We start from the raw sequence: 21,696 nt of genomic DNA on the forward strand, positions 1-21,696 counted from the left end.
TGCCGGCTGTGGCGGCGGGGTTGGGCTATCTGCCAGCGATGCCGCTGCAGCAGTGTCGGCCGCTTTCGGCGCATCTGCAGCTGCTGCTGGAGCCGATGCTGCGGCTGGTGTTTGGGCGATTGCTGCCAGTGGCGCTGAGATCGTCGCGGCGGAGATCATCAGGGCAGTGGCAAGGGCGGATAAGCGGTTACGAGTGATAGGCATGCTGATGCTCCAAAATTTAGAAAGTAGATTGCCGCAATCGCGACGTGATGGTGTATTTGTGCGCATTTGCGCTTATCTGCGCCTACTCGAGCTTCCAGACATACTGCATCCTGGTCGACGACTGCACCGCTTTGCCATCGGCCATGGCGGGGCTGAAATGGCACAGGCTCCACGCTTTTACCGTGGCCCGGTCCAGGTCCTTGAAACCGCTGCTTTTTTCAACCGCAGAATCAAGGACGTTGCCGTCGGCGCCGATGGTCAGCTTGACCGTCACCATGCCCTCTTCTTCGTTGCGCAAGGACGACCGCGGGTATTCCGGCTTCTCGCAATTTCCTGCAATCTTGGCGCTGGTGTGCGCCGGCCCAGCCTCGCCGGCAGCCGACGGCTGCGCCACCGAAGTCGGCAGGTCGTTGGACGGCGGTTTGACATTGGTCACCGCGGCAATCACATTATCCTGCGGCGGCGGCGTTACTTTTACTTCTGGCGGAGGAACGAACGGCGGTGGCGGCGCGACCGATTTTGGCGGCGGCGGCACTACCTGTTTCGGTGGCGGCGGCGGCGGCGGCTTGAACTCTTCGATGATCTTGGTCTCGACCGGCTGCTGGATCACTTCTACAACCTTGCGCGCCAGTCCCGTAAGAAGTCCATAAACCAGAAGAACATGCAAAACAACGACCACGCCGATGCCAACTAGATTCCTGGGAGGGCTTTTTCCATCCTGCGCAAAATTCATACCTGCCTCCTTGACTATCAAAGTCCGCCCTCAACGGCCAGGCCGCGGAGATCGGCAATTCCACAAACTCGACGAAACACATTGCTGTCCGTCGAAAACTGTATCTTCTGAAATGGATTACACCATGGTGAGAATGCACAAATATCTTGTTTTATCATTCTCGCGGAACACAATCCATGGTTTTTGGCGCTGGCGCCAGCATGGCTTGCTACAGAGGTCACCGTTGAATGGAAACGGTGCGGATCCTGTTAAAACTCACCACGAGAGTGCGAGAAACCGTCAGTCGCCCGGCATTGCGATCGGGATGTTCATTGATTACGAGTAGGTGAAAAACAGAGCGCTCACTCCTGCTCAACAAACTTATCCAAGATCAATTCAGCCTGAGCGGGCATCTGCTTTGAAAACCGGCTGATCAAGAACGGTTCTATAGGTGTCGTGGTACGTCCGGTATCGATCAGCTCCGCCATCACATCGCCAACTCCCGGGCCAAGCTGGAAGCCATGTCCGCAAAAGCCGAATGCGTAATGCAAGCCGCTGACCCGGGCACTCGGCCCCATGACCGGCAGGTCGTCCGGCATATAACTTTCAACGCCGCTCCACACCCGGATTACATTCAAATTCGCCAGCGCCGGCGCCAGCCGCTGCAACTGCCTTAACTGGTTCAAGGTATTCTTCGGCATCACGTAGGCACGCCGCAGATCCGGGTAAGCAGGACCACGGCCACCGCCGCCGAAGATGATGTTGCCGCGCGGGATCTGGCGGAAGTACAAAATCTCTTCGTCACGCGGCGAAGTCACTCCTACCACCGTCTTCAAACCATACGGCACCGGTTCGGTAACCCCCATTTGCGGACCGCGCGCAACCAGGTCGACCGGTTCGTCGAATTGCAGGCACAGCTTGTCGGCCCAGGCTCCCGCCGCCACCAGCATCGCCGGCGCCTTAAACAAGCGGCCGTCGGTGGCGCTGACAAGAAAATCGTCGCCCTGCCTGGTTATCGCGTCCACTTCGGTATTCTCGAAAATCTGCGCGCCGTTTTTTGCTGCGGCACGACCGAACGCCGGCGCCGCCAGGCGTGGATTGGCATGGCCGTCGAGCGGCGAATACGACGCTGCGCCGACCTCCGGCCCCAGGAATGGGAAACGTGCGCGCATCCGTTCGCCGGCGAACATTTCCAGGTCGAGGCCGTAAGTACGCGCAGCAAGTGCATACTCCTCCAGCATGCCGACTCTATCCTGGCCATAGCAGACGCGGATATGGCCGGAGGGTAAAAACTCCACATCTTCACCAATCAGCTGCGGTAGCCGCCGCCAGATGTCCAGCGAGCGATTGGCCAGCGGCAGCTGCGGCAAGAAGCGCCCTTGCCGCCGCACATTGCCGAAATTGGTGCCGCTGGCTTGCTGCCCCAACAGTCCGCGTTCCAGCAATATCACAGAGCGTCCGCGCTGACGCAGGAAAAAAGCAGTGGCGCTGCCCATGATGCCGCCACCTACGATAATCACATCCGCCTGTCGGGTCGTCATGGCGCATCCTCTACAACGCTGAATGCCAGCGGCTTGACCGGCGCTTGCGCCCGCAAACGGCCGACCTCGGCAATCGGAATGCCAGCTGCCGCCGCAATCACTTCGGCGCCGGCATGACCGCAATAACGTCCCTGGCAACGGCCCATGCCGACTCGGCTGAAAGCCTTGGCGCGATTTGCTTCAACAGCCCCCATGCCAGACACCGCGTGCCGCAACTCACCGGCGGTGATGCATTCACAGCGGCAGACAATTGCCTCATCGGGCAAACTGGCCGCTTGCTGTGCCGGCCAGGGAAATGCCTGTAGCAAACCCTGGCGGAAACGTTCCATCGCCAGCTGTTGCTTATGCAACGCTGTGAACTCTGGCTGGTCCACCGTGTGACCGCAATCGGCAAGCGCTGCCAGCGCTGCCAGGCGGCCGGCATTTTCGGCGCCGTCGGCACCGAGAATGCGTACGCCGTCGCCGGCCAGATACACGCCGGGCACAGAACTTCGGCCGTCTTCGCCGGTTCTCGGCAACCACTGCCGTGAAGCATGATCAAAAGCAAATTCGCAACGCGCGAGATCGGCCAACTGGGTTTCAGCCCGCAGGTGATAACCCATCGCCACCGCATCGCAAGATATGCTGGCTGTTTCTCCATTGGCTTGACGATAGCTGACCGCCCGCACGCCCTTATCCGCATCGCCGATAATTTCCAGCGGCGTCACGCCGTTCAGCACCGGCACCCCGGCGCGCTTGATCGCCGCAACCAGCAACACGCCCTTTTTCAGCAGCGAAGGGCGCGCCATCAATTTTGGCATTGCACTCAGCTGCTGCCAGAAACTCGACGTATCCAGCACTGCCGCCACTTTGGCGCCGGCTTTGATATATTGGCTCGCTACCAGATACAGCAGCGGTCCGCTGCCGAGAAACACGACTTCGCGGCCAACCGAGCAAGCTTGAGATTTCAGCGCAACCTGCGCCGCGCCGAGGCTGTAGGTGCCGGCGAAATGCCAACCCTTGAGCGGCATCAGGCGGTCGGTGGCGCCGGTGCACAGCACCAGGATTTCATACGCCAGGCTACTCACATGGCCATTTCTGACCAAGTGTATGCGGCCCTCGCTGACATTCCAGGCCAGCGTTTCCGGCAGGTAATCAATCGCACCACGCAAGGCGTCGAAGCTGCGATGCAGCGACTCGGCGCGCCCGGCCTCTGTTCCGTACAAAGTACTGTACGGACGTTTGAAATTTTCCGGCTGGCGGCGATAGATCTGGCCACCGTCGCGGCGGCCCTCATCGATCACGGTGGGCCGCAAGCCTGCCTTGACGAACTGTTCGGCGCAGCGCACCCCTGCCGGGCCGGCGCCGACAATCACTACGCGAGGTTGGGCCATGTCAGCTCCGGTTGACGGGTTGATATTTGCATTCCTTCGCTGACCAGCGTCGAACAGGCGCGCAGGCGGCCACCGGCAGCAGTCCAGACCCAGCAATCCTGGCAGGCTCCCATCAGGCAAAAACCGGAACGCTTGCCATCGCCGAATTCAGACTGGCGCAAATGATCGATATTGTTCAAGATCGCCACCATCAGCGTATCGCCCTGCAACGCTTCGGCCGGCTTATCGTTGATCAGAAATACGATCTTTTCACGCTCGGTTTCGCCGAGCCTGACAAAACGTGTGTTGCTGCTGTTCATACCGTTACACCTTCGACTGCAATCAACGGTTGTTGCAAATGCTGCAAATCGGTATCGGTGCGATGGCAAAGAATCTCGCCGCCGTGCTCCAGCGAGCGCCGCAGCGGCGGCACTACATTACAAGTGCCATCGACGCGCAGCGAACAACGGTGCAGGAAAGCACAGATATCGGGCGAAGACGCCACCTCGCCGATGGCCGGCAGATCCTGCGGCACGCGGCCGCATACCTGCTCTAGCCAGCCCTGCTTGAGCGCCGGCACGGACGACAGCAACAGATGCGAATACGGATGATATGGAGGCGCCATCATCGCTTCACGCGGCCGCTTGGCAACCATGCGGCCGGCATACAGAACCACGATGTCGTCGCAAATGGCGCGCACGGTGCTGATGTCATGGCTGATAAACATAAGAGACACATTCAACTCGCGCCGCAGTTCGGCCAGCAAATCCAGGATCGCCGCGCCGACTACCGTATCCAGCGCCGAGGTTACCTCGTCGCACAGGATCAGATCGGGATTGGCCGCCAGCGCCCGCGCCAGGTTGGCACGCTGCTTCTGCCCACCCGAAAGTTCGCCCGGCAAGCGGTCGATGACACTGCCTGGCAGTTGCACCAGATCCAGCAACTGGGCGATGCGCTTGCGTTTCGCGTTGCCGTCAAGCCCATGATAAAAAGTCAGCGGCCGCGCCAGCATGCGGCCTATGGTGTGCGCCGGATTGAGCGCGGTGTCGGCATTCTGGAACACGATCTGTACCCGCCGGAACTGCTCTCGGCTGCGGCCCTGCAGGGTTGGCGGCAGCGGTTCGCCGTCGAGCGTGATACTGCCGCGCGCCGGCGCCACCAGGCCTGCCACGGTGCGCGCCAGCGTGGTCTTGCCAGAGCCGGATTCGCCGATAATGCCGATGGTGGTGCCGCGCCGTATCGTCAAATTGATGTCATCCAGAATCCGTACCGACGGCAATCCCTTGTTGTCCGGCCGGCCATAACCTGCAATCAGGCCCCGTATGCGCAACAACGGCGCATCCTGTTCCTGTTCCTGCTCCGGCGCCAGCGGCAGTTGCCCGCGTGCTGCCGGTGCGGCAGCCGCCAGCAGGCTCTGGGTATAGGTATTCTCGGGCGCGGTCAGAATCTGACCGGTACTGCCGACCTCGCGGATCTGGCCATCGCGCAGCACCACGATGCGATCCGCCATTTGCGCCACCACTGCCAGGTCATGCGAAACATAGACGGCGGTGGTGCCGAGTTCCTTGACCACATTCTTGAAGGCACGCAGCACTTCGATCTGCGTCGTCACATCGAGCGCCGTGGTCGGCTCGTCCAGGATCACCAGTTCGGGATCGGTAATCAGCGCCATCGCCGCCATCAGGCGCTGCAGCTGACCGCCCGAAACCTGATGCGGATAACGCTTGCCAATGTTTTCAGGATCAGGCAATGCCAGAGAACGGAACAGGCCGACCGCCTTGGCTTCGGCCTGAGCGCGTGTCATGGTCTTGTGGATCAGCGCACTTTCGATAACCTGGTCCATCAGCGTTTTCGACGGATTGAAAGCCGCTGCTGCGCTCTGGGCGATATAGGCGACGTCGCGGCCGCGCATGTGCGACAACTCGGCTCGAGTCATGCTCAACAGCTCACGCTGGCCGACTCGAATGCTGCCGCCGACGATACGGCAACCGGCACGGGCATAACCCAGCAGCGACAGCGCGATGGTGGTCTTGCCGGAACCAGATTCGCCGATCAGCGCCAGCACTTCACCGCGCGCAACCGAAAAATCCACATCCTTGACGATCACCACATCGTCGCCGCTGTCTTTGGTGGCGACTACCCGCAAGCCGGAAACCTTGACCAGATCACTGTCGCCGGTTTTGACGTTGGCTTTGGCGTTCTTGTTCATATCAATCCTTCCTGGAGCGCTTGCCACGCAAATTATCGATCAACAGGTTGACACCGATGGTCAGCGTCGCAATCGCCAGCGCCGGCATGATGACGGCAGGGGCGCCCTCGCCCAGGCCGGCAATGTTTTCCCGCACCAGCGAGCCCCAGTCGGCATCCGGCGGCTGGACTCCCAAGCTAAGAAAACTCAGGCCGCTCAGCAGCAACACCACGAACACGAAGCGCAAGCCGGCGTCAGCCAGCACCGGACGGATCATGTTCGGCAGCATCTCGATGCAAGTGATATACAGTGCACCCTCGCCGCGAGCACGGGCAGCCTGAACGTATTCCATGGTTTGCACATTCACCGCCAGCGCGCGCGAAATCCGGTAGGAACCCGGCATGTAAGTGATGGCTGCCGTAATGATCAACAACTCAGGCGAAGAACCGAAAGAGGCCACCATCATCAATGCAAACATCTTGCTCGGAATCGAAATCAGAGCATCCAGCGTGCGGCTCATGACGGCGTCGACCCAACCGCCGGCCAGCGCCGCGCACAGCGCCAATCCGGTGCCTATCGAGCAAGCCAGGAGCGTCGCCGCCAGCGCCAGGCCGATGGTGTAACGGGTGCCGAACAGAATCCGGCTGAGCATATCGCGGCCGAGGTAGTCGCTGCCCAGCAATAATTTCCTGCTGAGGCTGCCGAAGACATCGGCATCCACAATCTGTCCGGCGTCGTAAGGCGAGATGGTTGGTCCGATCACGGCCATCAATAGCCAGAAAACCACGATGCACAGGCCGATCAGGCCAAGGATGGATATCGAAAAACGGCGCGGCTTCGCTGCCGGCGACGGCGGCGGCAATTTGTCGGCGACGACGACATTGGAGTTAGGCATGGTATTCACCGGTTCCTCAACCTTGGATTGGAGACGATCGCGCAGATGTCTGCGGCCAGCACCAGCAGCAGATAGGCACAACAGAAAATCATCGCGCAGGCTTGCACCAGCGGCATGTCGCGGGTTGTGACGGCATCGATCATCAGGCTGGCGATGCCGGGATAGTTGAAAATGGATTCGACGATGATTACCCCACCCAGCAGGTAAGACAGGCTCAGCGCCACCGCATTGGCAATCGGCCCGATAGCATTCGGCAAAGCATGGCTCAGCACGATGCGGGTTGGCCGGGCGCCTTTGAGTGCGGCCATCTCGACATAGGAAGAACTCAACTGATCAATGACTGCAGCCCGTGTCATGCGGGACATCTGCGCCACGATCACGCAGCACAAGGTAAGCACCGGCATCGCGTAAGCCTTCAGGAACTGGCCGGCCGAAGCGATATCGGCAGTGTGTGAAAGCGCCGACAGCCAGCGCAGCTTGACCGCAAATATCATCACGGCAATGGTTGCCACCAGAAATTCCGGTACCGACACCATCGATACTGAACCGACGCTTATCACGCGATCGAAAAGGGAGCCGCGATACATGGCGGAGGTAATTCCCAGTGTCAGCGCAATCGGCACCGACACTGCGGCGGTCACGGCCGCCAGCAGCAGGGAACTGGGCAGGCGGCCGGCAATCAGCTGCGCTACCGGCACGTTGTTGACCAGTGAAATCCCCGGATTACCGGATAATAATCCACTCAGCCAGTAGAAATAGCGCACTGGCGCCGGTTGATCCAGACCGAACTGCAAACGCAGTGCGGCCACGGTTTCCGGTGTTGCCGACTGGCCGAGCGCCGCTTGCGCCGCATCGCCGGGCAACAGGTTGGTAATCAAAAAGACCCCGATCGACACTAGCAGCAATGTCAATATTCCGAGGCCGAGCCGGTTGATAATAAGACGTCCGACCGTGCCGTTCATTACATCTTCCTTTCTGACATCCGCCCGGCTGCAGCGCTAGACTGCCATGCAGTTGCAACCTGACGAATGTTGTTCTCACCCATAATCTGCTGCAGGCATGCGGCCACAAACACGCCTTGCGTCTTTTTGAAGCAGAACCTCAGGCTTCCAGCCAGACATATTCGGCAGCGGTGTAGTTCATGAACGCCCCCAGAGGAATTGGCTGGATACCTTTGATCTTGCTGCTGACGCCTTCCAGGTTGACGATAAACACCGGAACCCCGATCCCGCATTTTTCATGCACCAGTACCTGCATGTCAGCATACATCTGTTTGCGCTTGGCGAAATCGGTCTGGGCCCGCGCCGCCACCAGCAATTGATCGAACTGATCGTTCTTCCAGCCCGACTCGTTCCACGCGGAATCCGACTTGAAGAACTGGGTGAACAGGATGTCAGCGCTAGGACGCGGATTGATGTTGCCGAAACCGAGCGGTACTTTCATCCATTGATTGGACCAGTAACCGTCGGCAGGCATGCGCTTGACATCCAGCTTCAGGCCGATCTTCTGCGCCGACTGCTGCATCAACAGCGCCATGTCGACCGAACCGGCGGCGGCAACCGTGGCCACCAGCGGAATGGTGCTGCCGATCACGCCGGCCTTCTGCAAATGGAACTTGGCCTTATCCGGATCGTATGGGCGTTGCGGCAAGCCGGCGAAATGAAAGCGGTTGGTCGGATCGATAGGCTGATCGTTGCCGATCACGGCATAGCCGCGGAAGGCGGCAGTCTTGATCTGTTCGCGATCCATCAGGTATTTCATGCCGAGCGTGAAATCGTTGCTCTTGCCTGGCGCCACATCCTGGCGGATGACCAGGTCGGTGTAAAGGCCTGATTTGGTTTCCAGTACGGTATAACCAGGGCTCGACTTGACGCGTTGGGTCGAGCGCGGATTTACTTCATTGATCCAGTGCACGTCGCCGGACAGCAGCGCATTGATGCGCGCTGCTTCGTCTGGAATGCCGAACAGTTCGACTTCGTCCAGGTACGGTTTGCCGGACTTCCAGTATTCTTCGTTGCGAACGCCGACGGTGCGCACGCCCGGCGTGAATTCCTTGCACTTGAAGGCGCCGGTTCCGTTTGCCGTGGTGAATGTGGTGGTGCCGTCCTTGATGATCAGGAACTGAGCGGTGGCCAGGATTACCGGCAAGTCAGCATTCGGGCCGGTCAGCTTGATCTGTACTTCGTTGGGGCCGCTGGCTTTGATCGATTCGAACTGGTCGGCGAGCGCCTTGGCTTTCGATGCCGTCGCCGGATCCTTGTGGCGCATCAATGAATACACCACGTCGGCGGGAGTCAACGGCTTGCCGTCATGGAAACGAACGCCGCTGCGCAGCTTGATAGTCCACAACGTGGCGTCGCTGGTATTGATTTCTTCCGCCAGCACCATTTGCGGCGCCAGTTTGGCATCCAGCGTGGTCAAGCCGTTATAGAACATGTTGACCCGGGTGTAATCGGTGGAAAGCGCCGCCTTGGCCGGATCGAGGGTATCGGCGGTGGAGCTGGACTGCGTCGCGATCTTGATCTTGCCACCGCGCCGCGGCGTCTGTGCATAAGCATTCCCGGCCACCGCCAGCATGCTGCCAGCGGTACCCACCATCATGCTGCCGGCCAATACCGTGCGCATCATGTCGCGCCGCGTAAAGCCGGTGTGTGCGCTTTCCAGTTGCTCCCCAGCATTGGATGGACCGCTCGCTTTGTCCTGCTCGAATTTATTCGTTGTCATGATAGCCTCGCCCAAAAAAATCAAAAAAATGATATGACCAGCATCACCTCTGGTCAGCGTTTTTTTACGCCCTCCCCCCTGCCCGTTGATGCATGGGCAGCCTGCAGTGGCCGAGCCTGATTGCAACATCGCTTTACAACTAAACTAGCAATTAACATGCCGCTGCCAACAGCTTTTTATTAAAGCCGGCGTAGAGCCGGCACGGAGCAGGCGCTCAACTCAATTTGTCGCGCAACTGGTAGTACGCGCCTACCAGCGGCAAAAACCAGGGCTTGCCGAAATGGCCGGGAATCGGCGGCCAGCGCATTTCCCGCCAGGGATTGGATTGCGGGTTTCCCATCATCACATCAGCCATGGCCTGGCCCATGTGGACCGCCATCTGCACCCCATGGCCGCTATAGCCGAGCGAGTAGAACAGGTCATTGTGAGTACCCGCGCGCGGCAAGCGATCGGCCGACATATCGACCGAACCGCCCCAGCAATAATCGATGCGCGTGTCGCGCAATGCCGGAAACATCTCGACCATCGCCGCCTGCAGCAATGCCCCGCTCTTCTGGTCCGAGCGTGGATTGGACACGGCAAAGCGCGCCCGGCCGCCGAACAACAAGCGGCGATCCGGCGTAATGCGGAAATAATTGCCGATGTTCTTGGTTGTCACATAATTCCGCTGGCCCGGGACAATCACGTCCAGCAACGCTTGCGGCAAGGTCTCAGTGACGATAATGAAACTGCCGACCGGTACCAGGCGCCGCCGGAAATACGCAAACGGCCCGGTGCCGCAACCGCCGCAAGCCAGCAACACCTGTTTCGCTTCCACCGTGCCTCTGCTGCTATGCACGCGGTAAGCCTGCCCGGATAATTGTTCGAGCCGGGTAACCTCGGCCGATTCGAAAATGCGGGCGCCATGGCGGGCTGCGGCATCCGCCAAACCCACGCCAAACTTACCGACATGCAATTGCGCACTAGTCTTTTGCAGCAAACCGCCATAAAAACCGTTGCCGCCGACTTCCCGTGCAATGTCTTGCGGCGCAACCAGAGCCAATTGCGGATCGACGTCGTCGATCAGGTCGCTATAGACCTGCTGTAATTTGGCATAGTGTTCCGGCTTGGCAGCAACCTTCAACTTGCCGCAACGCTTAAAGTCGCAATCAAGTTTTTCATCGACGACAATTTTTTCCACCGTGTCGACAGCGCTCACAAACGACTGGTACAACTCTTTGGCTTTATCCTTGCCAATGCGCATAGCCAGCTCGGAAAAATCGTGCGCCAGGCCGCCATTGCACTGGCCGCCGTTGCGGCCTGATGCTTCACCGGCCACCTGTCCCGCCTCCAGCAGCACCACCGACAGATTCTTGCGGCTCAACGCCAATGCCGCCGACAAGCCGGTAAAACCACCGCCGACGATAACGACGTCGGCTTTCTCCGGCACCGCCCCCTCGGCGCCGGCGGAAAACCTTGGCGCCGTGTCTAGCCAATAAGATTCCAGTTTCATGCGATTCCTGACAAGACGGTGGCGGGGATGCGGTTCAAAGACCGACTACGCCAGGCAAACCGCCGATATCGGTGATTTCGGTATAACCGTAGTGTGGCGTCGATGGTTCATGGCCGCGCGCCACGAATACCTTGTTCTTGATGCCCATGTCGCTGGCCGGCATCAAGTCGTAACGCAGGCTGGACGAAACGTGCAGCACATCTTCCGGATTGCAGTTCAGGTTATCCAGCATGTATTCAAAAGCGCGCAGGCGCGGCTTGTAGGCTTGCGCCTGCTGTGCGGTAAACACTTTGTGGAACGGCGCGCCTAGCTTGTCGACGTTGTGCTGGATCTGGTCGTCGGAAGCGTTCGAAAAAATTACCAGCGGGAATTCCTTGGCTACCCGCGCCAACGGTTCCGGCACATCTGCATGCGGACCCCAGGTCGGCACTGCCTGATAGAACAAGCCGGCTTCTTCCTCGGTGGTTTGTATATTCCAACGGGCGCAGGTGCGTTTCACGGCATTCTTCACCACTTCTTCATAAGGCTTCCACTGATCGAGCACTTCGTCGAGGCGATAGGCGGCGAATTGCCGTATGAACATCGGCATATCGGCTGCGGAAACGCGGTCTGCGAACAATTCTTTTGCCATGTCTCCCATCCGGAAGCGGGTCAATGTGCCGTAGCAATCGAAGGTAATGAATTTTGGCCTGAAGATGGTCATTTAGGGTAGTCCTCTAACGGTTGTAATAGCTTCCGGAACAGCTCCCGGCGGCGGCGAAAACAGACTTGTGCGGTCGGCGGCGGTGTTCGCCGATCTCTTGTTTACGAGATGATTACACCATACAAAAATACTGTGAATCTCCCGTTTTCAAGCCGTCATGAAACAGAAACATTTGTTTTATGCGGCTCAATCAGCACAGCTTGCCGAGCAGTGCAGCAATGCTCTATGGCAGGGCGAATTCCACGAAAATTCACCATCACGGTGCGAAAAGATGGGTATTTATCAACACCAGCGTCCTGTCCTACTCGGCAAAATCGATCAGCACGCTCTTGATCCGCAGGTTCGCTTCAAATGCCTGCCGTCCCAGATCCTTGCCCATGCCAGAGCGCTTGTAGCCGCCGGTGGGGATCACGAAATCGGAGGTGCGTCCGTAGCGGTTGATCCACACCGTACCGGCTTCCAGGGTGCGGGCGAAGCGCAGCGCCCGGCCGATGTCGCTGGTGTGTACGCCGGCTGCCAGTCCGTAATCCGGATGCGCGGCCAGCGTCAGCGCTTCGGCGTCGTCATCGAATACTTGCACTGTCAGCACCGGGCCGAAGATTTCACTGTTGACTGCTTCCATGCCGCTATTGACGCCGGCCAGGATGGTCGGCAAGTAATAGGAACCGTTACCGGTGCGCGGCGCCAGCGCGCCGCCCGTCACCAGTTGCGCGCCGGCGGCGATGGTGCGGTTGACGATGCCGTCGATGCGGTCGGCCTGGCCCTTGGAAATAATAGGAGCCAGCGTGGTTGCCTGCTGCCAGGTCGGCCCTGCACGCAAAGCTTCAAAAGAGCGAGCGATGCCGGCTACAACTTGTTCTGCCGCGCCACGCTGTACGATCAGGCGTGAGCCGGCAACGCAGACCTGGCCGGCATTGCCGGAAATCGCAGCAGCCACCATACGCGCTACCTTGTCCAGGTCGGGGGCATCGGCAAACACGATTTGCGGGCTCTTGCCACCCAGCTCCAGCGTTACCGGCTTGGTGCCGCTTTCGGCACAAGCCCGCATGATCGCGGCGCCGGTCTGAGTCGAACCGGTGAAAGTGACTTTCGACACCTTGGGATGACGGCACAAGCTGTCGCCGGTGACCTTGCCATCGCCCTGTATTACATTGAAAATTCCCGCGGGAATACCGGCCTTGATAGCCAGTTCGGCCACCCGCAAGATGCTAAAGGGCGTCATTTCCGAGGGTTTTAAAACTACTGCGTTGCCAGCCGCCAGCGCCGGGCCGATTTTCCATGAAGCCATGACCAGTGGAAAATTCCACGGCGCAATCGCCGCCACCACGCCATAGGGCTCGCTGATCGTCATCCCCAGGTGATCGCTGCGGGTCGCTGCGACTTCGCCGCCGTGCTTATCCGCAAATTCTGCAAAAAAACGGATGCCCTCAGCCGTAAACGGCACGTCCCACTGGACGGCATCGCGGATTGGACGTGTCGATCCCAACGCCTCCATTGGCGCCAGCACGGCAACGTCGGCCTCGATCAGGTCGGCCCAGCGGCGCAGGATGCGCGCCCGTTCGCGCGGAGGCTGGGTGGCCCAGTTACTGGTCTTGAATGCATGCCAGGCGTTTTCCACGGCGCGATCCACCAGCGTTGCATCGGCCACCGGCAAACCGGCATAGACATGGCCGTCGGATGGGCGTAGCACGTCAATCAGATTGCTGCCGCCATCGACATAAACACCGCCGATGAAATGCGCGCTGTTAACTACAACCTGATCCGGGACAAAATCTTGCATGGAATATCCTTTAGAGTAATTGGTGCTGAATGTGGCGTTACATATGGCGATTTATGCGCCGCCTGATGCGTTTTGTTCATAACGCCGATGCTAATCCGGAATACGGCGTATTTTGTGCTGAGACGATAGTCCAGCTCGCAACAAGATTGCGTAATTCCGCAGCAGATGGAGGAATCCTGCTGCAAGAAACAGGGCATCATTCGCTATCACCAGAAATCACCAAAAATCTTGCTGCACCCTACCCAGGCAGCAAGGTCCGGCGAGTTATCGACAAGGAGAAAGCCATGCAAGAACAAACTGCCAGCCAATTTACGCTGCGCCCGCTTGGCGAGACCGATCTCGCCGCTTGTCATCGTCTGTCGCTGGCGCTGAAATGGCCGCACAGCCTGGAAGACTGGCAATTCATTTATCAGTTAGGCAACGGCTTCGCCATAGAGAGGCGGAGCGATGGCCAGCCCCCAGCCCTGGTCGGCAGCGCCTTGTGCTGGCGTTTCGGAAACGCCTACGCCACGCTCGGCATGGTTATCGTGCAGGCAGCCCAGCAGGGCCTTGGATTGGGGCGTCAATTGATGGAGCAGCTGTTGCAGGAGCTAGGCTCGCGCAATATCATGCTGCACGCTACGCCGGCCGGCCAGCCGCTATATGAAAAGCTGGGCTTTGCCGCCACCGGAAAACTGCATCAGCACCAGGGTTCCGCCATGCAGTCGCCGTTGATTCCGCTACCTGCGGGTGAACGGATCAGGCCGCTTGGCGTCAACGATATCGCCAGATTGCAAGCACTTGACGCGCGCGCTACCGGCATGGATCGCAGCCAGCTCCTGGCTGCACTAAACGATGTGGCGGAAGGTGTCGCCATCGACCGCGACGGCGAAATGCTGGGTTTTGCACTGGTGCGGCGTTTCGGCCATGGCCGCGTTATCGGGCCGGTTATCGCGCCGGATGCCGTCCATGCAAAAGCGCTTATCAGCCACTGGATCAACACTTACGCAGGATCTTTCATCCGGATTGATGTACCAGACGCCAGCGGCCTGAGCGAATGGCTGAGCGAAATCGGATTAACCCGGGTCGATACCGTGATCGCCATGCTCAAGGGTGCTCCAGCAAAAAAAGATCCCGGCCTGCAACTGTATTCGCTGATCAACCAGGCGCTCGGCTAAACGCGACGCTTGGCACGCACAACGCAAGCAGCGCGAATTGCAACGCTTTCATCCTCAAGGAACGACATGAGTTTCCTATATAAGGCGGACCCGGTGCGGGGCGCCGAATGGGCGCGCTTGTTCGCCGAAAAAGCACCGGATATTCCATTTCACTGCTGGCCAGACTACGGTGCAGCCGAGCAGGTTCGTTATCTCGCCGCCTGGTTGCCACCGGAAGACATGGCAAGCCGGTTTCCCAATGTCGAAGTAGTATTTTCGGTGGGAGCCGGCATCGATCAATTCGATTTTTCGTTGTTGCCGCCGCATATCCCGGTGGTGCGCATGATCGAGCCGGGCATCGCCGACGACATGGTCGAATACGTCACACACGCGGTACTCGCCATCCATCGGCAAAGCCACCTTTACGCCCGGCAGCAACGCGAACAGCGCTGGCAGGCGCATTTGGTCAAGCCCGCGGCAAGCCGCCGCATCGGCATGCTTGGACTCGGCGTGCTCGGACAGTCCGTGCTGGCCAAGCTGCATGACTTTGGTTTTCCCTGCGTCGGCTGGAGCCGCTCGGCGCGCACCCTGGAAGGCATCACATGCTATGCCGGCGAAGATGAGCTGGCGGCGTTCCTGGCGTGCAGCGATATCCTGATCTGCCTGCTGCCGCTGACCGAGAGCACACGCGGCATTCTTAACCGAAAATTATTTGCGGCATTGCCGATCGGTGCTGCAATCATCAACGTCGGCCGCGGCGGCCACCTGGTCGAAGCGGATTTGCTGGAAGCGCTGGACAGCGGTCGATTGTCGTCGGCCACGCTGGATGTCTGCGAGACCGAACCGCTGCCCGCCGGCCACCCATTCTGGGGTCGTCCGGAAATCGTGCTTACTCCTCACATTGCCAGCATGACGCAACCAGCCGGCGCAGTCGAAGCCGTGCTCGACAATATTCGCCGCCATCAGGCCGGCCAGTCGTTGATTGGCCTGGTCGACAGGAGGCGGGGATATTGAAAAACATCCGGCGAGAAAAATGGCGGTACTGGCAGCGACCGCAGAAAATGTTGCGTCGCACTTGAAATACCCAATTCTTGCCGCTTTCAGAGAAGCATATTGCAAGCTAACGCTGCGCTGGCGGACGTAATATGGTTGCACAGTTTTCGATGCAACAGCCGCCGAACACGCCACAGCCTCCCTTGGAAAACACTATGCAAAACTCTACCCTTGTCGCACTTGACCGTAGTCACCTGATCCATCCAGTAACCAGTTTCCGCGGCCACGAGCAGCAGGGTGTCGCCATCTTGCAATCGGCGCGCGGCGCCTATCTCACCGACCGGCATGGGCATGAATTGCTGGATGCGTTCTCCGGCCTGTGGTGCGTCAATACCGGCTACGGCCAAGACAGCATCGTACGTGTCGCTGCCGAACAAATGACACGCTTGCCTTACGCCACAGGCTATTTTTCTTATGGTTCCGAGCCTGCCATTTTGCTGGCGGCAAAGCTGGTAGCACTCACTCCGGCTTCACTGCAGCATGTCTACTTTACGCTGGGTGGATCGGATGCAGTGGACGCTGCAGTGCGCTATATCACCCATTATTACAACTCTCTGGGCCAGCCGTTCAAAAAACAATTCATCTCGCTGGAGCGAGGCTATCACGGTTCGTCATCGGTTGGCGCCGGATTGACTGCATTGTCCAATTTCCATCTCAACTTCGACTTGCCGCTGCCGAACCAGCACTATATCGCCTCACCCTATCCGTATCGCAACCCGCTCGGCAACGACAACGCGGCACTGATCCAGGGCTCCGTGCAGGCCTTGCGCGACAAGGTGGCGCAGCTCGGCGCCGACAATGTAGCGGCATTTTTCTGTGAACCGATCCAGGGCTCGGGCGGCGTCATCGTGCCTCCGGTCGGCTGGCTCAAGGCGATGGAAACCGCCTGCCGCGAACTGGACATCCTGTTTGTCGTGGATGAAGTCATCACCGGCTTCGGCCGCACCGGCCCGCTATTCGCCTGCGAAGCGGAAAACGTGCAGCCTGACCTGATGACCATGGCAAAAGGATTGACCGCCGGTTATGCACCGATGGGCGCGGTGATGATGTCGGACCGGTTGTACAACACGATCGCCGACGGCGCCGCACGAGAAGCGGTGGTCGGCCATGGGCAAACCTATTCAGCCCATCCGGTCAGCGCTGCCATCGGCCTCGAAGTTTTGCGCCTGTATCACGAAGGCGGTCTGCTGGCCAATGGCATGGCCCAGGCGCCGCATTTTGAGCAAGGTTTGCGTGAGCTGCTAGCACATCCCCTGGTCGGCGATGCGCGCAGCCGCGGCTTGCTTGGCGCGCTGGAACTGGTGGCCGACAAGGCCAGCAAGCGGCGCTTTGAGCCGTCATTGAAATTATCGGAACGGATCGCAGCGGCAGCCTATCGGCGTGGCCTGGTTTTTCGCGCCTTCGGTGACAACATCCTTGGATTCGCCCCGGCGCTGAGCTACACCAGCGGTGAATTCGAGCTACTGTTCAGCCGGCTCAGGAAAATCCTGGACGAGGTGCTTGAGCAGCCGGACGTCCGCAGCGCACTGGCTTAAGGCGTACACACAAGCGATCCGGGGCGACAGCACATTCGCTGGCAGTCGCGCCGGAATTTTTTGTTCACACTGACAAATCGCGGCGGCTTGCAGGCGCATACTGCGTGATACCATGGATGAGCCCAGAAAAGATGTTTGATGACGGAGTCGATGATGAACACCAGCGCGGCCTTGAAACTTGATCGAATTGATTTACGCATTCTTTGCCATTTGCAGCAAAACAGCCGCATCACTAACGTCGCGCTGGCCGATCTGGTCGGCTTGTCGCCAAGCCCTTGCCTGATCCGCGTCAAACGCCTTGAGAAAGCCGGGTACATCTCCGGTTACGGCGCCCATATTCAGCTGGAAAAACTCAGCAACGTCCAGATTGTGTTCACCGAAGTCACCTTGTCCGATCATCGCCGCGAAGATTTTGCAAAGTTCGAAGCCAGCATCCGAGGCATTGACGAAATTGTCGAATGCCATCTGGTCAGCGGCGGTTACGACTACCTGCTGAAATTCGTCACCCAAGGCGTGGTGCATTACCAGAGCATCATCGAAAATCTGCTGGAACAACATCTCAACATTGAAAAATACTTCAGCTATATCGTCATCAAGTCGCCGTTCATCAAAAGCCAGTATCCGCTGGAAAAATTCATCACGTCGCAGAATTGAGCATCGAAAACTGAGTATTTTCCAGGGCGCGACGCCGGGTCGATTCTTATTTCGACCTGTCAGCGGCATCGAGGTTGGAAAAATACTCCTGCAGGAACTCAACGCAGACCCGCACCTTGGACGAGTTACTCAAGCGCGATGGATAAACCGCCCAGACGTTGGCCTCCTGGCTGTACGCCGGCAATATCCTGAGCAACTGGCCATTTTGCAGATATTGACCGACGTCCCAGATTGAACGCAGCACCACACCGCGGCCGTCGATGGCCCATTGCACTGCCACTTCACCGTGATTGGTCGACAGCGGCCCGGTGACCTTGACCGTTTGCTCGTCGCCGTTGGCACGCAACTTCCACACGCCGAACGGATGATCGCGTTCCTTGATCACCAGGCAGTCGTGTTGCGCCAGTTCGCCGAGCGCCTGCGGCTGGCCGCGCTTCTCCAGATATGCCGGGGCCGCGCACAAGACCCGATGGTTCGACGCTAGCCGGCGTGCAATCAGGTGAGGCGCAATCTCATCGCCGACCCGGACATCCAGATCAAAACCTTCGCTGGCGATATCCACCAGCCGATCGAACACCTCAAAACGCACCGACAACAGCGGATAACGCTCCAGCAACAGCGAAATCGCCGGACCGACGACATTGCGGCCGAAACCGAAACTGCTGCTGATGCGCAGCGCCCCACGCGGCACCTGGCGCTTGATCGACACCTCCTGCAGCAGATGATCGATATCGTCGAGTATTCGCTGCGCCCAGTGATAAATGCGCTCGCCTTCCTCCGTGATTACAACGCTGCGCGTGGTGCGCTGAAATAATCGGGTTGCCAGTTCTTCTTCGAGAATCCGGATACGTTTGCTGACATAGGCAGGAGAACTGCCCAGTTCATCGGCGGCAGCCGAGAAGCTCGATTTACGCACTACGGCGATAAATACGCGCAAGTCTTCCGGGGTCGGCATTTTATTCACGATCTGTGCACAATGCTTCAACAAAACACAGATTATATTCCCAATCAGAGTGAATATAATGTTCTGCATTAGCTTGTGAATCTGGCGGCACATTTCCCGGGCCGACACCGCCACAGAAAAAGGAAATCATGAATACCACCTACAAAATCGCCGTGCTTGCCGGTGACGGCATCGGCAAAGAAGTCATGCCGGAAGGCCTGCGCGCAGTCAGCGCCGCCGCCAGACGCTTCGGCATCACGCTGGAATTGACGGAATTCGACTGGGCCAGTTGCGACTACTACGCAGCAACCGGCGGCATGATGCCGGAAGACTGGAAAGCACAACTCTCGGGAATGGATGCTATTTATTTTGGCGCGGTCGGCTGGCCCGCCATCGTCCCTGACCATATTTCCCTATGGGGATCGCTGCTGAAATTCCGTCGCGAATTCGACCAATATATCAACCTGCGCCCGGCGCAGACTTTCGAAGGCGTGCGCAGTCCGCTGGCGGGACGTGCGGCGGGTGACATCGACATGATGATCGTGCGTGAAAACACGGAAGGGGAATACTCATCGGTCGGCGGCATCATGTACGAAGGTACGCCACATGAGATCGTCATGCAGCAGGCAGTATTCTCTCGCCGCGGCACCGAACGGGTATTGAAGTATGCATTCGAGCTGGCCCGGACTCGCGCCCGCAAGCACGTCACTGTCGCCACCAAGAGCAACGGCATTTCGATTTCCATGCCTTGGTGGGACGCCAGGGCGGCGGAAGTCGCCGGCACTTACCCGGATGTAGCCTGGGACAAGCAGCACATCGATATCCTGTGCGCGCGTTTCGTGCTGCAGCCGCAACGCTTCGATGTAGTGGTCGCCTCCAATCTGTTCGGCGACATCCTGTCCGACCTGGGTCCGGCATGTACCGGAACCATCGGCCTGGCGCCATCGGCCAACCTGAATCCGGAACGCAATTTCCCATCGCTGTTTGAACCGGTGCACGGCTCCGCACCCGACATCTACGGCAAGAATATCGCCAATCCGGTGGCGATGATCTGGTCCGGCGCCATGATGCTCGATTTCCTCACCAAGGGCAGCGGCGCCGGCCGGCAAGCACATGACGCCATCGTCGCCGCGATCAAGTCGGTGCTGGCGAGCGGACCGCACACCGGCGATCTGGGCGGCAATGCCTCCACCACCGAGATGGGACAAGCTATCGCCCGCCTGATCAGCGATGCTGCCTGAGGTGCGCCATGAAACTCTTATCGGAAGAACCGTTCATGCCTCTCTTGTTGAATAATCCGGAACTGCTACGTTCACAGCATTTTATCGGCGGCACCTGGCGCGCAGCCCACAGCGGCGCCAGCTTTGCCGTCGCCGATCCGGCCAGCGGCCAGGATTTCACCGCAGTGGCCGATGGCGATGCCGCCGACGCCCGCGCCGCCAGCGATGCCGCGCATACGGCGCTGGAACCGTGGCGGCAAACCAGCGCCCGCGACCGTGCCCGTCTGCTCAAGCGCTGGCACGCGCTGATTCTTGCCAACACCGACGATCTCGCCAAGCTGATCTGCCGCGAACAAGGCAAGCCGTTGGCGGAAGCGCGGGGCGAGGTTGCCTATGGCGCCACGTATGTCGAATGGTTTGCCGAAGAAGCGGTACGCGCCTACGGCGACGTGATTCCCGACCAGGTCCGCGGCAAACGCATGAGTGTGGTGCGCGAGGCGGTTGGCGTCGTGGCGGCAATCACGCCATGGAATTTTCCGCTGGCGATGATTGCTCGCAAGATCGCACCGGCGCTGGCCGCCGGTTGCACGGTGGTGGCCAAGCCGGCCGAAGATACGCCGCTGACCGCGCTGGCTCTGGTCTGGCTGGCCGAGCAAGCTGGCTTCCCGCCAGGCGTGATCAATATCGTCTGCGCCTCGCGCACCCAAACCCCGGCTGTGGTCGACGATTGGCTGCAAGACAGCCGGGTGCGCAAGATCACCTTCACCGGGTCCACCCCGGTGGGCAAACATCTGGCGCGCGGTTCTGCCTCTACCTTGAAAAAATTATCGCTTGAGCTGGGCGGCAACGCGCCGTTCATCGTCTTCGACGACGCCAATCTGGATGCCGCGGTCAACGGTTTGATGGCAGCCAAATTCCGCAACGGCGGCCAGACTTGCGTGTCGCCCAACCGGGTGTATGTGCAAGATTCCGTGTACCAGGCTTTTGCCGACAAACTGGCGGCGCGGGTGGCAGCGCTCAAGGTTGGCCCCGGCAATGCCGATGGCGTCCAGATCGGGCCGATGATCAATGCCCGCGCGATCGAAAAAATCTCGCTCCATGTGCAGGATGCTCTGGCCCACGGCGCCCGCCTGTTATTGGGCGGCTCTGCGGTACGCAACGACCTCGCCAGCGGACCGTTTTACTACGCGCCGACCATACTCGGCGACGCCACCACAGACATGTTGCTGTTCAAGGAAGAAACCTTCGGCCCGGTGGTGCCGCTGTTTCGCTTCAGCAGCGAAGAACAAGCCATACAAATGGCTAACGACACACCGTTCGGCCTGGCCGCCTATTTCTACGCCGCCGACGCAGCGCGCATCTGGCGTGTTTCAAACCACTTGGAAAGCGGCATCGTCGGCATCAACGAAGGCGCGCTGGCGAGCGAAGCGGCGCCGTTCGGCGGCGTCAAGGAATCCGGTTATGGCCGCGAAGGCTCGCGCTACGGCCTGGATGACTACATGCACACCAAATACCTGTGCCAGGGCGGCTTGGCTTGAATGCAATCAGTCTTTCGTCAACCTTT

General features: G+C 59.3%; 19 protein-coding genes. 7 read left to right on the forward strand and 12 right to left on the reverse strand.

Annotated features, from left to right (window positions below):
- Positions 1-197 (forward strand): hypothetical protein (locus V8G57_RS17765; protein WP_342830508.1); only part of this gene is annotated, 197 nt, incomplete at its 5' end.
- 89 nt (positions 198-286) lie between these two features.
- Here the strand turns inward: V8G57_RS17765 and V8G57_RS17770 are convergent.
- The 11 genes from V8G57_RS17770 to V8G57_RS17820 form a co-directional block, all read right to left on the reverse strand.
- Complete coding sequence (locus V8G57_RS17770; RefSeq protein ID WP_342830509.1) at positions 287-937, reverse strand: energy transducer TonB; 651 nt, start codon at positions 935-937, stop codon at positions 287-289.
- A 341-nt stretch (positions 938-1,278) separates the two neighbouring features.
- On the reverse strand, positions 1,279-2,457 hold the full coding sequence (locus V8G57_RS17775; RefSeq protein WP_092397509.1) for an NAD(P)/FAD-dependent oxidoreductase: 1,179 nt from the start codon (positions 2,455-2,457) through the stop codon (positions 1,279-1,281).
- Complete coding sequence (locus tag V8G57_RS17780; protein ID WP_342830510.1) at positions 2,454-3,830, reverse strand: FAD/NAD(P)-dependent oxidoreductase; 1,377 nt, start codon at positions 3,828-3,830, stop codon at positions 2,454-2,456. The genes V8G57_RS17775 and V8G57_RS17780 overlap by 4 nt, the downstream gene beginning before the upstream one ends.
- Positions 3,812-4,129: a (2Fe-2S)-binding protein gene (locus tag V8G57_RS17785; RefSeq protein ID WP_092397513.1), complete on the reverse strand. Its 318-nt coding sequence runs from the start codon at positions 4,127-4,129 to the stop codon at positions 3,812-3,814. Before V8G57_RS17785 ends, V8G57_RS17780 begins: the two co-directional genes overlap by 19 nt.
- The gene (locus tag V8G57_RS17790) at positions 4,126-6,018 is read right to left on the reverse strand and encodes an ABC transporter ATP-binding protein (RefSeq protein WP_342830513.1); all 1,893 of its coding nucleotides are present in this window, start codon (positions 6,016-6,018) and stop codon (positions 4,126-4,128) included. The genes V8G57_RS17785 and V8G57_RS17790 overlap by 4 nt, the downstream gene beginning before the upstream one ends.
- A gap of 1 nt (position 6,019) precedes the next feature.
- Positions 6,020-6,892 carry an ABC transporter permease gene (locus V8G57_RS17795; protein WP_092397748.1) on the reverse strand — a complete coding sequence of 291 codons (873 nt, stop codon included), beginning with the start codon at positions 6,890-6,892 and terminating at the stop codon, positions 6,020-6,022.
- Between the two features lie 5 nt (positions 6,893-6,897).
- A complete protein-coding gene (locus V8G57_RS17800) occupies positions 6,898-7,854 on the reverse strand; it encodes an ABC transporter permease (protein ID WP_092397517.1) in 957 nt (318 codons plus the stop codon).
- A gap of 139 nt (positions 7,855-7,993) precedes the next feature.
- Positions 7,994-9,616, reverse strand: coding sequence for an ABC transporter substrate-binding protein (locus V8G57_RS17805; RefSeq protein WP_342830515.1), 1,623 nt, complete (start codon positions 9,614-9,616; stop codon positions 7,994-7,996).
- A gap of 214 nt (positions 9,617-9,830) precedes the next feature.
- Positions 9,831-11,108, reverse strand: coding sequence for an NAD(P)/FAD-dependent oxidoreductase (locus tag V8G57_RS17810; protein ID WP_342830516.1), 1,278 nt, complete (start codon positions 11,106-11,108; stop codon positions 9,831-9,833).
- Between the two features lie 34 nt (positions 11,109-11,142).
- The gene (locus V8G57_RS17815; protein WP_092397521.1) at positions 11,143-11,811 is read right to left on the reverse strand and encodes a haloacid dehalogenase type II; all 669 of its coding nucleotides are present in this window, start codon (positions 11,809-11,811) and stop codon (positions 11,143-11,145) included.
- A 301-nt stretch (positions 11,812-12,112) separates the two neighbouring features.
- A complete protein-coding gene (locus V8G57_RS17820) occupies positions 12,113-13,591 on the reverse strand; it encodes an aldehyde dehydrogenase family protein (RefSeq protein WP_342830517.1) in 1,479 nt (492 codons plus the stop codon).
- A gap of 284 nt (positions 13,592-13,875) precedes the next feature.
- On the opposite strand from V8G57_RS17820, the gene V8G57_RS17825 reads away from it, so the two are divergent.
- The 4 genes from V8G57_RS17825 (at position 13,876) to V8G57_RS17840 (ending at position 17,969) form a co-directional block, all read left to right on the forward strand.
- A complete protein-coding gene (locus V8G57_RS17825; RefSeq protein WP_092397525.1) occupies positions 13,876-14,748 on the forward strand; it encodes a GNAT family N-acetyltransferase in 873 nt (290 codons plus the stop codon).
- A gap of 66 nt (positions 14,749-14,814) precedes the next feature.
- Positions 14,815-15,741, forward strand: coding sequence for a 2-hydroxyacid dehydrogenase (locus V8G57_RS17830; RefSeq protein ID WP_342830518.1), 927 nt, complete (start codon positions 14,815-14,817; stop codon positions 15,739-15,741).
- A 194-nt stretch (positions 15,742-15,935) separates the two neighbouring features.
- Positions 15,936-17,315: an aspartate aminotransferase family protein gene (locus V8G57_RS17835; RefSeq protein WP_342830519.1), complete on the forward strand. Its 1,380-nt coding sequence runs from the start codon at positions 15,936-15,938 to the stop codon at positions 17,313-17,315.
- Between the two features lie 153 nt (positions 17,316-17,468).
- Positions 17,469-17,969, forward strand: a complete 501-nt coding sequence (locus V8G57_RS17840; RefSeq protein ID WP_092360029.1) for an Lrp/AsnC family transcriptional regulator — start codon at positions 17,469-17,471, stop codon at positions 17,967-17,969.
- A 46-nt stretch (positions 17,970-18,015) separates the two neighbouring features.
- On the opposite strand, the gene V8G57_RS17845 is transcribed toward V8G57_RS17840, so the two are convergent.
- Positions 18,016-18,924, reverse strand: coding sequence for a LysR substrate-binding domain-containing protein (locus V8G57_RS17845; protein WP_342830590.1), 909 nt, complete (start codon positions 18,922-18,924; stop codon positions 18,016-18,018).
- Between the two features lie 137 nt (positions 18,925-19,061).
- On the opposite strand from V8G57_RS17845, the gene V8G57_RS17850 reads away from it, so the two are divergent.
- Entirely contained in the window at positions 19,062-20,153 is a 1,092-nt protein-coding gene (locus tag V8G57_RS17850) for a tartrate dehydrogenase (protein ID WP_342830520.1), read from the forward strand.
- 35 nt (positions 20,154-20,188) lie between these two features.
- Complete coding sequence (locus tag V8G57_RS17855; RefSeq protein ID WP_342830591.1) at positions 20,189-21,670, forward strand: NAD-dependent succinate-semialdehyde dehydrogenase; 1,482 nt, start codon at positions 20,189-20,191, stop codon at positions 21,668-21,670.
- The last annotated feature ends 26 nt before the right edge of the window (positions 21,671-21,696 follow it).

This window comes from Collimonas rhizosphaerae, from assembly GCF_038896935.1.
Taxonomy (GTDB): domain Bacteria; phylum Pseudomonadota; class Gammaproteobacteria; order Burkholderiales; family Burkholderiaceae_D; genus Collimonas; species Collimonas rhizosphaerae.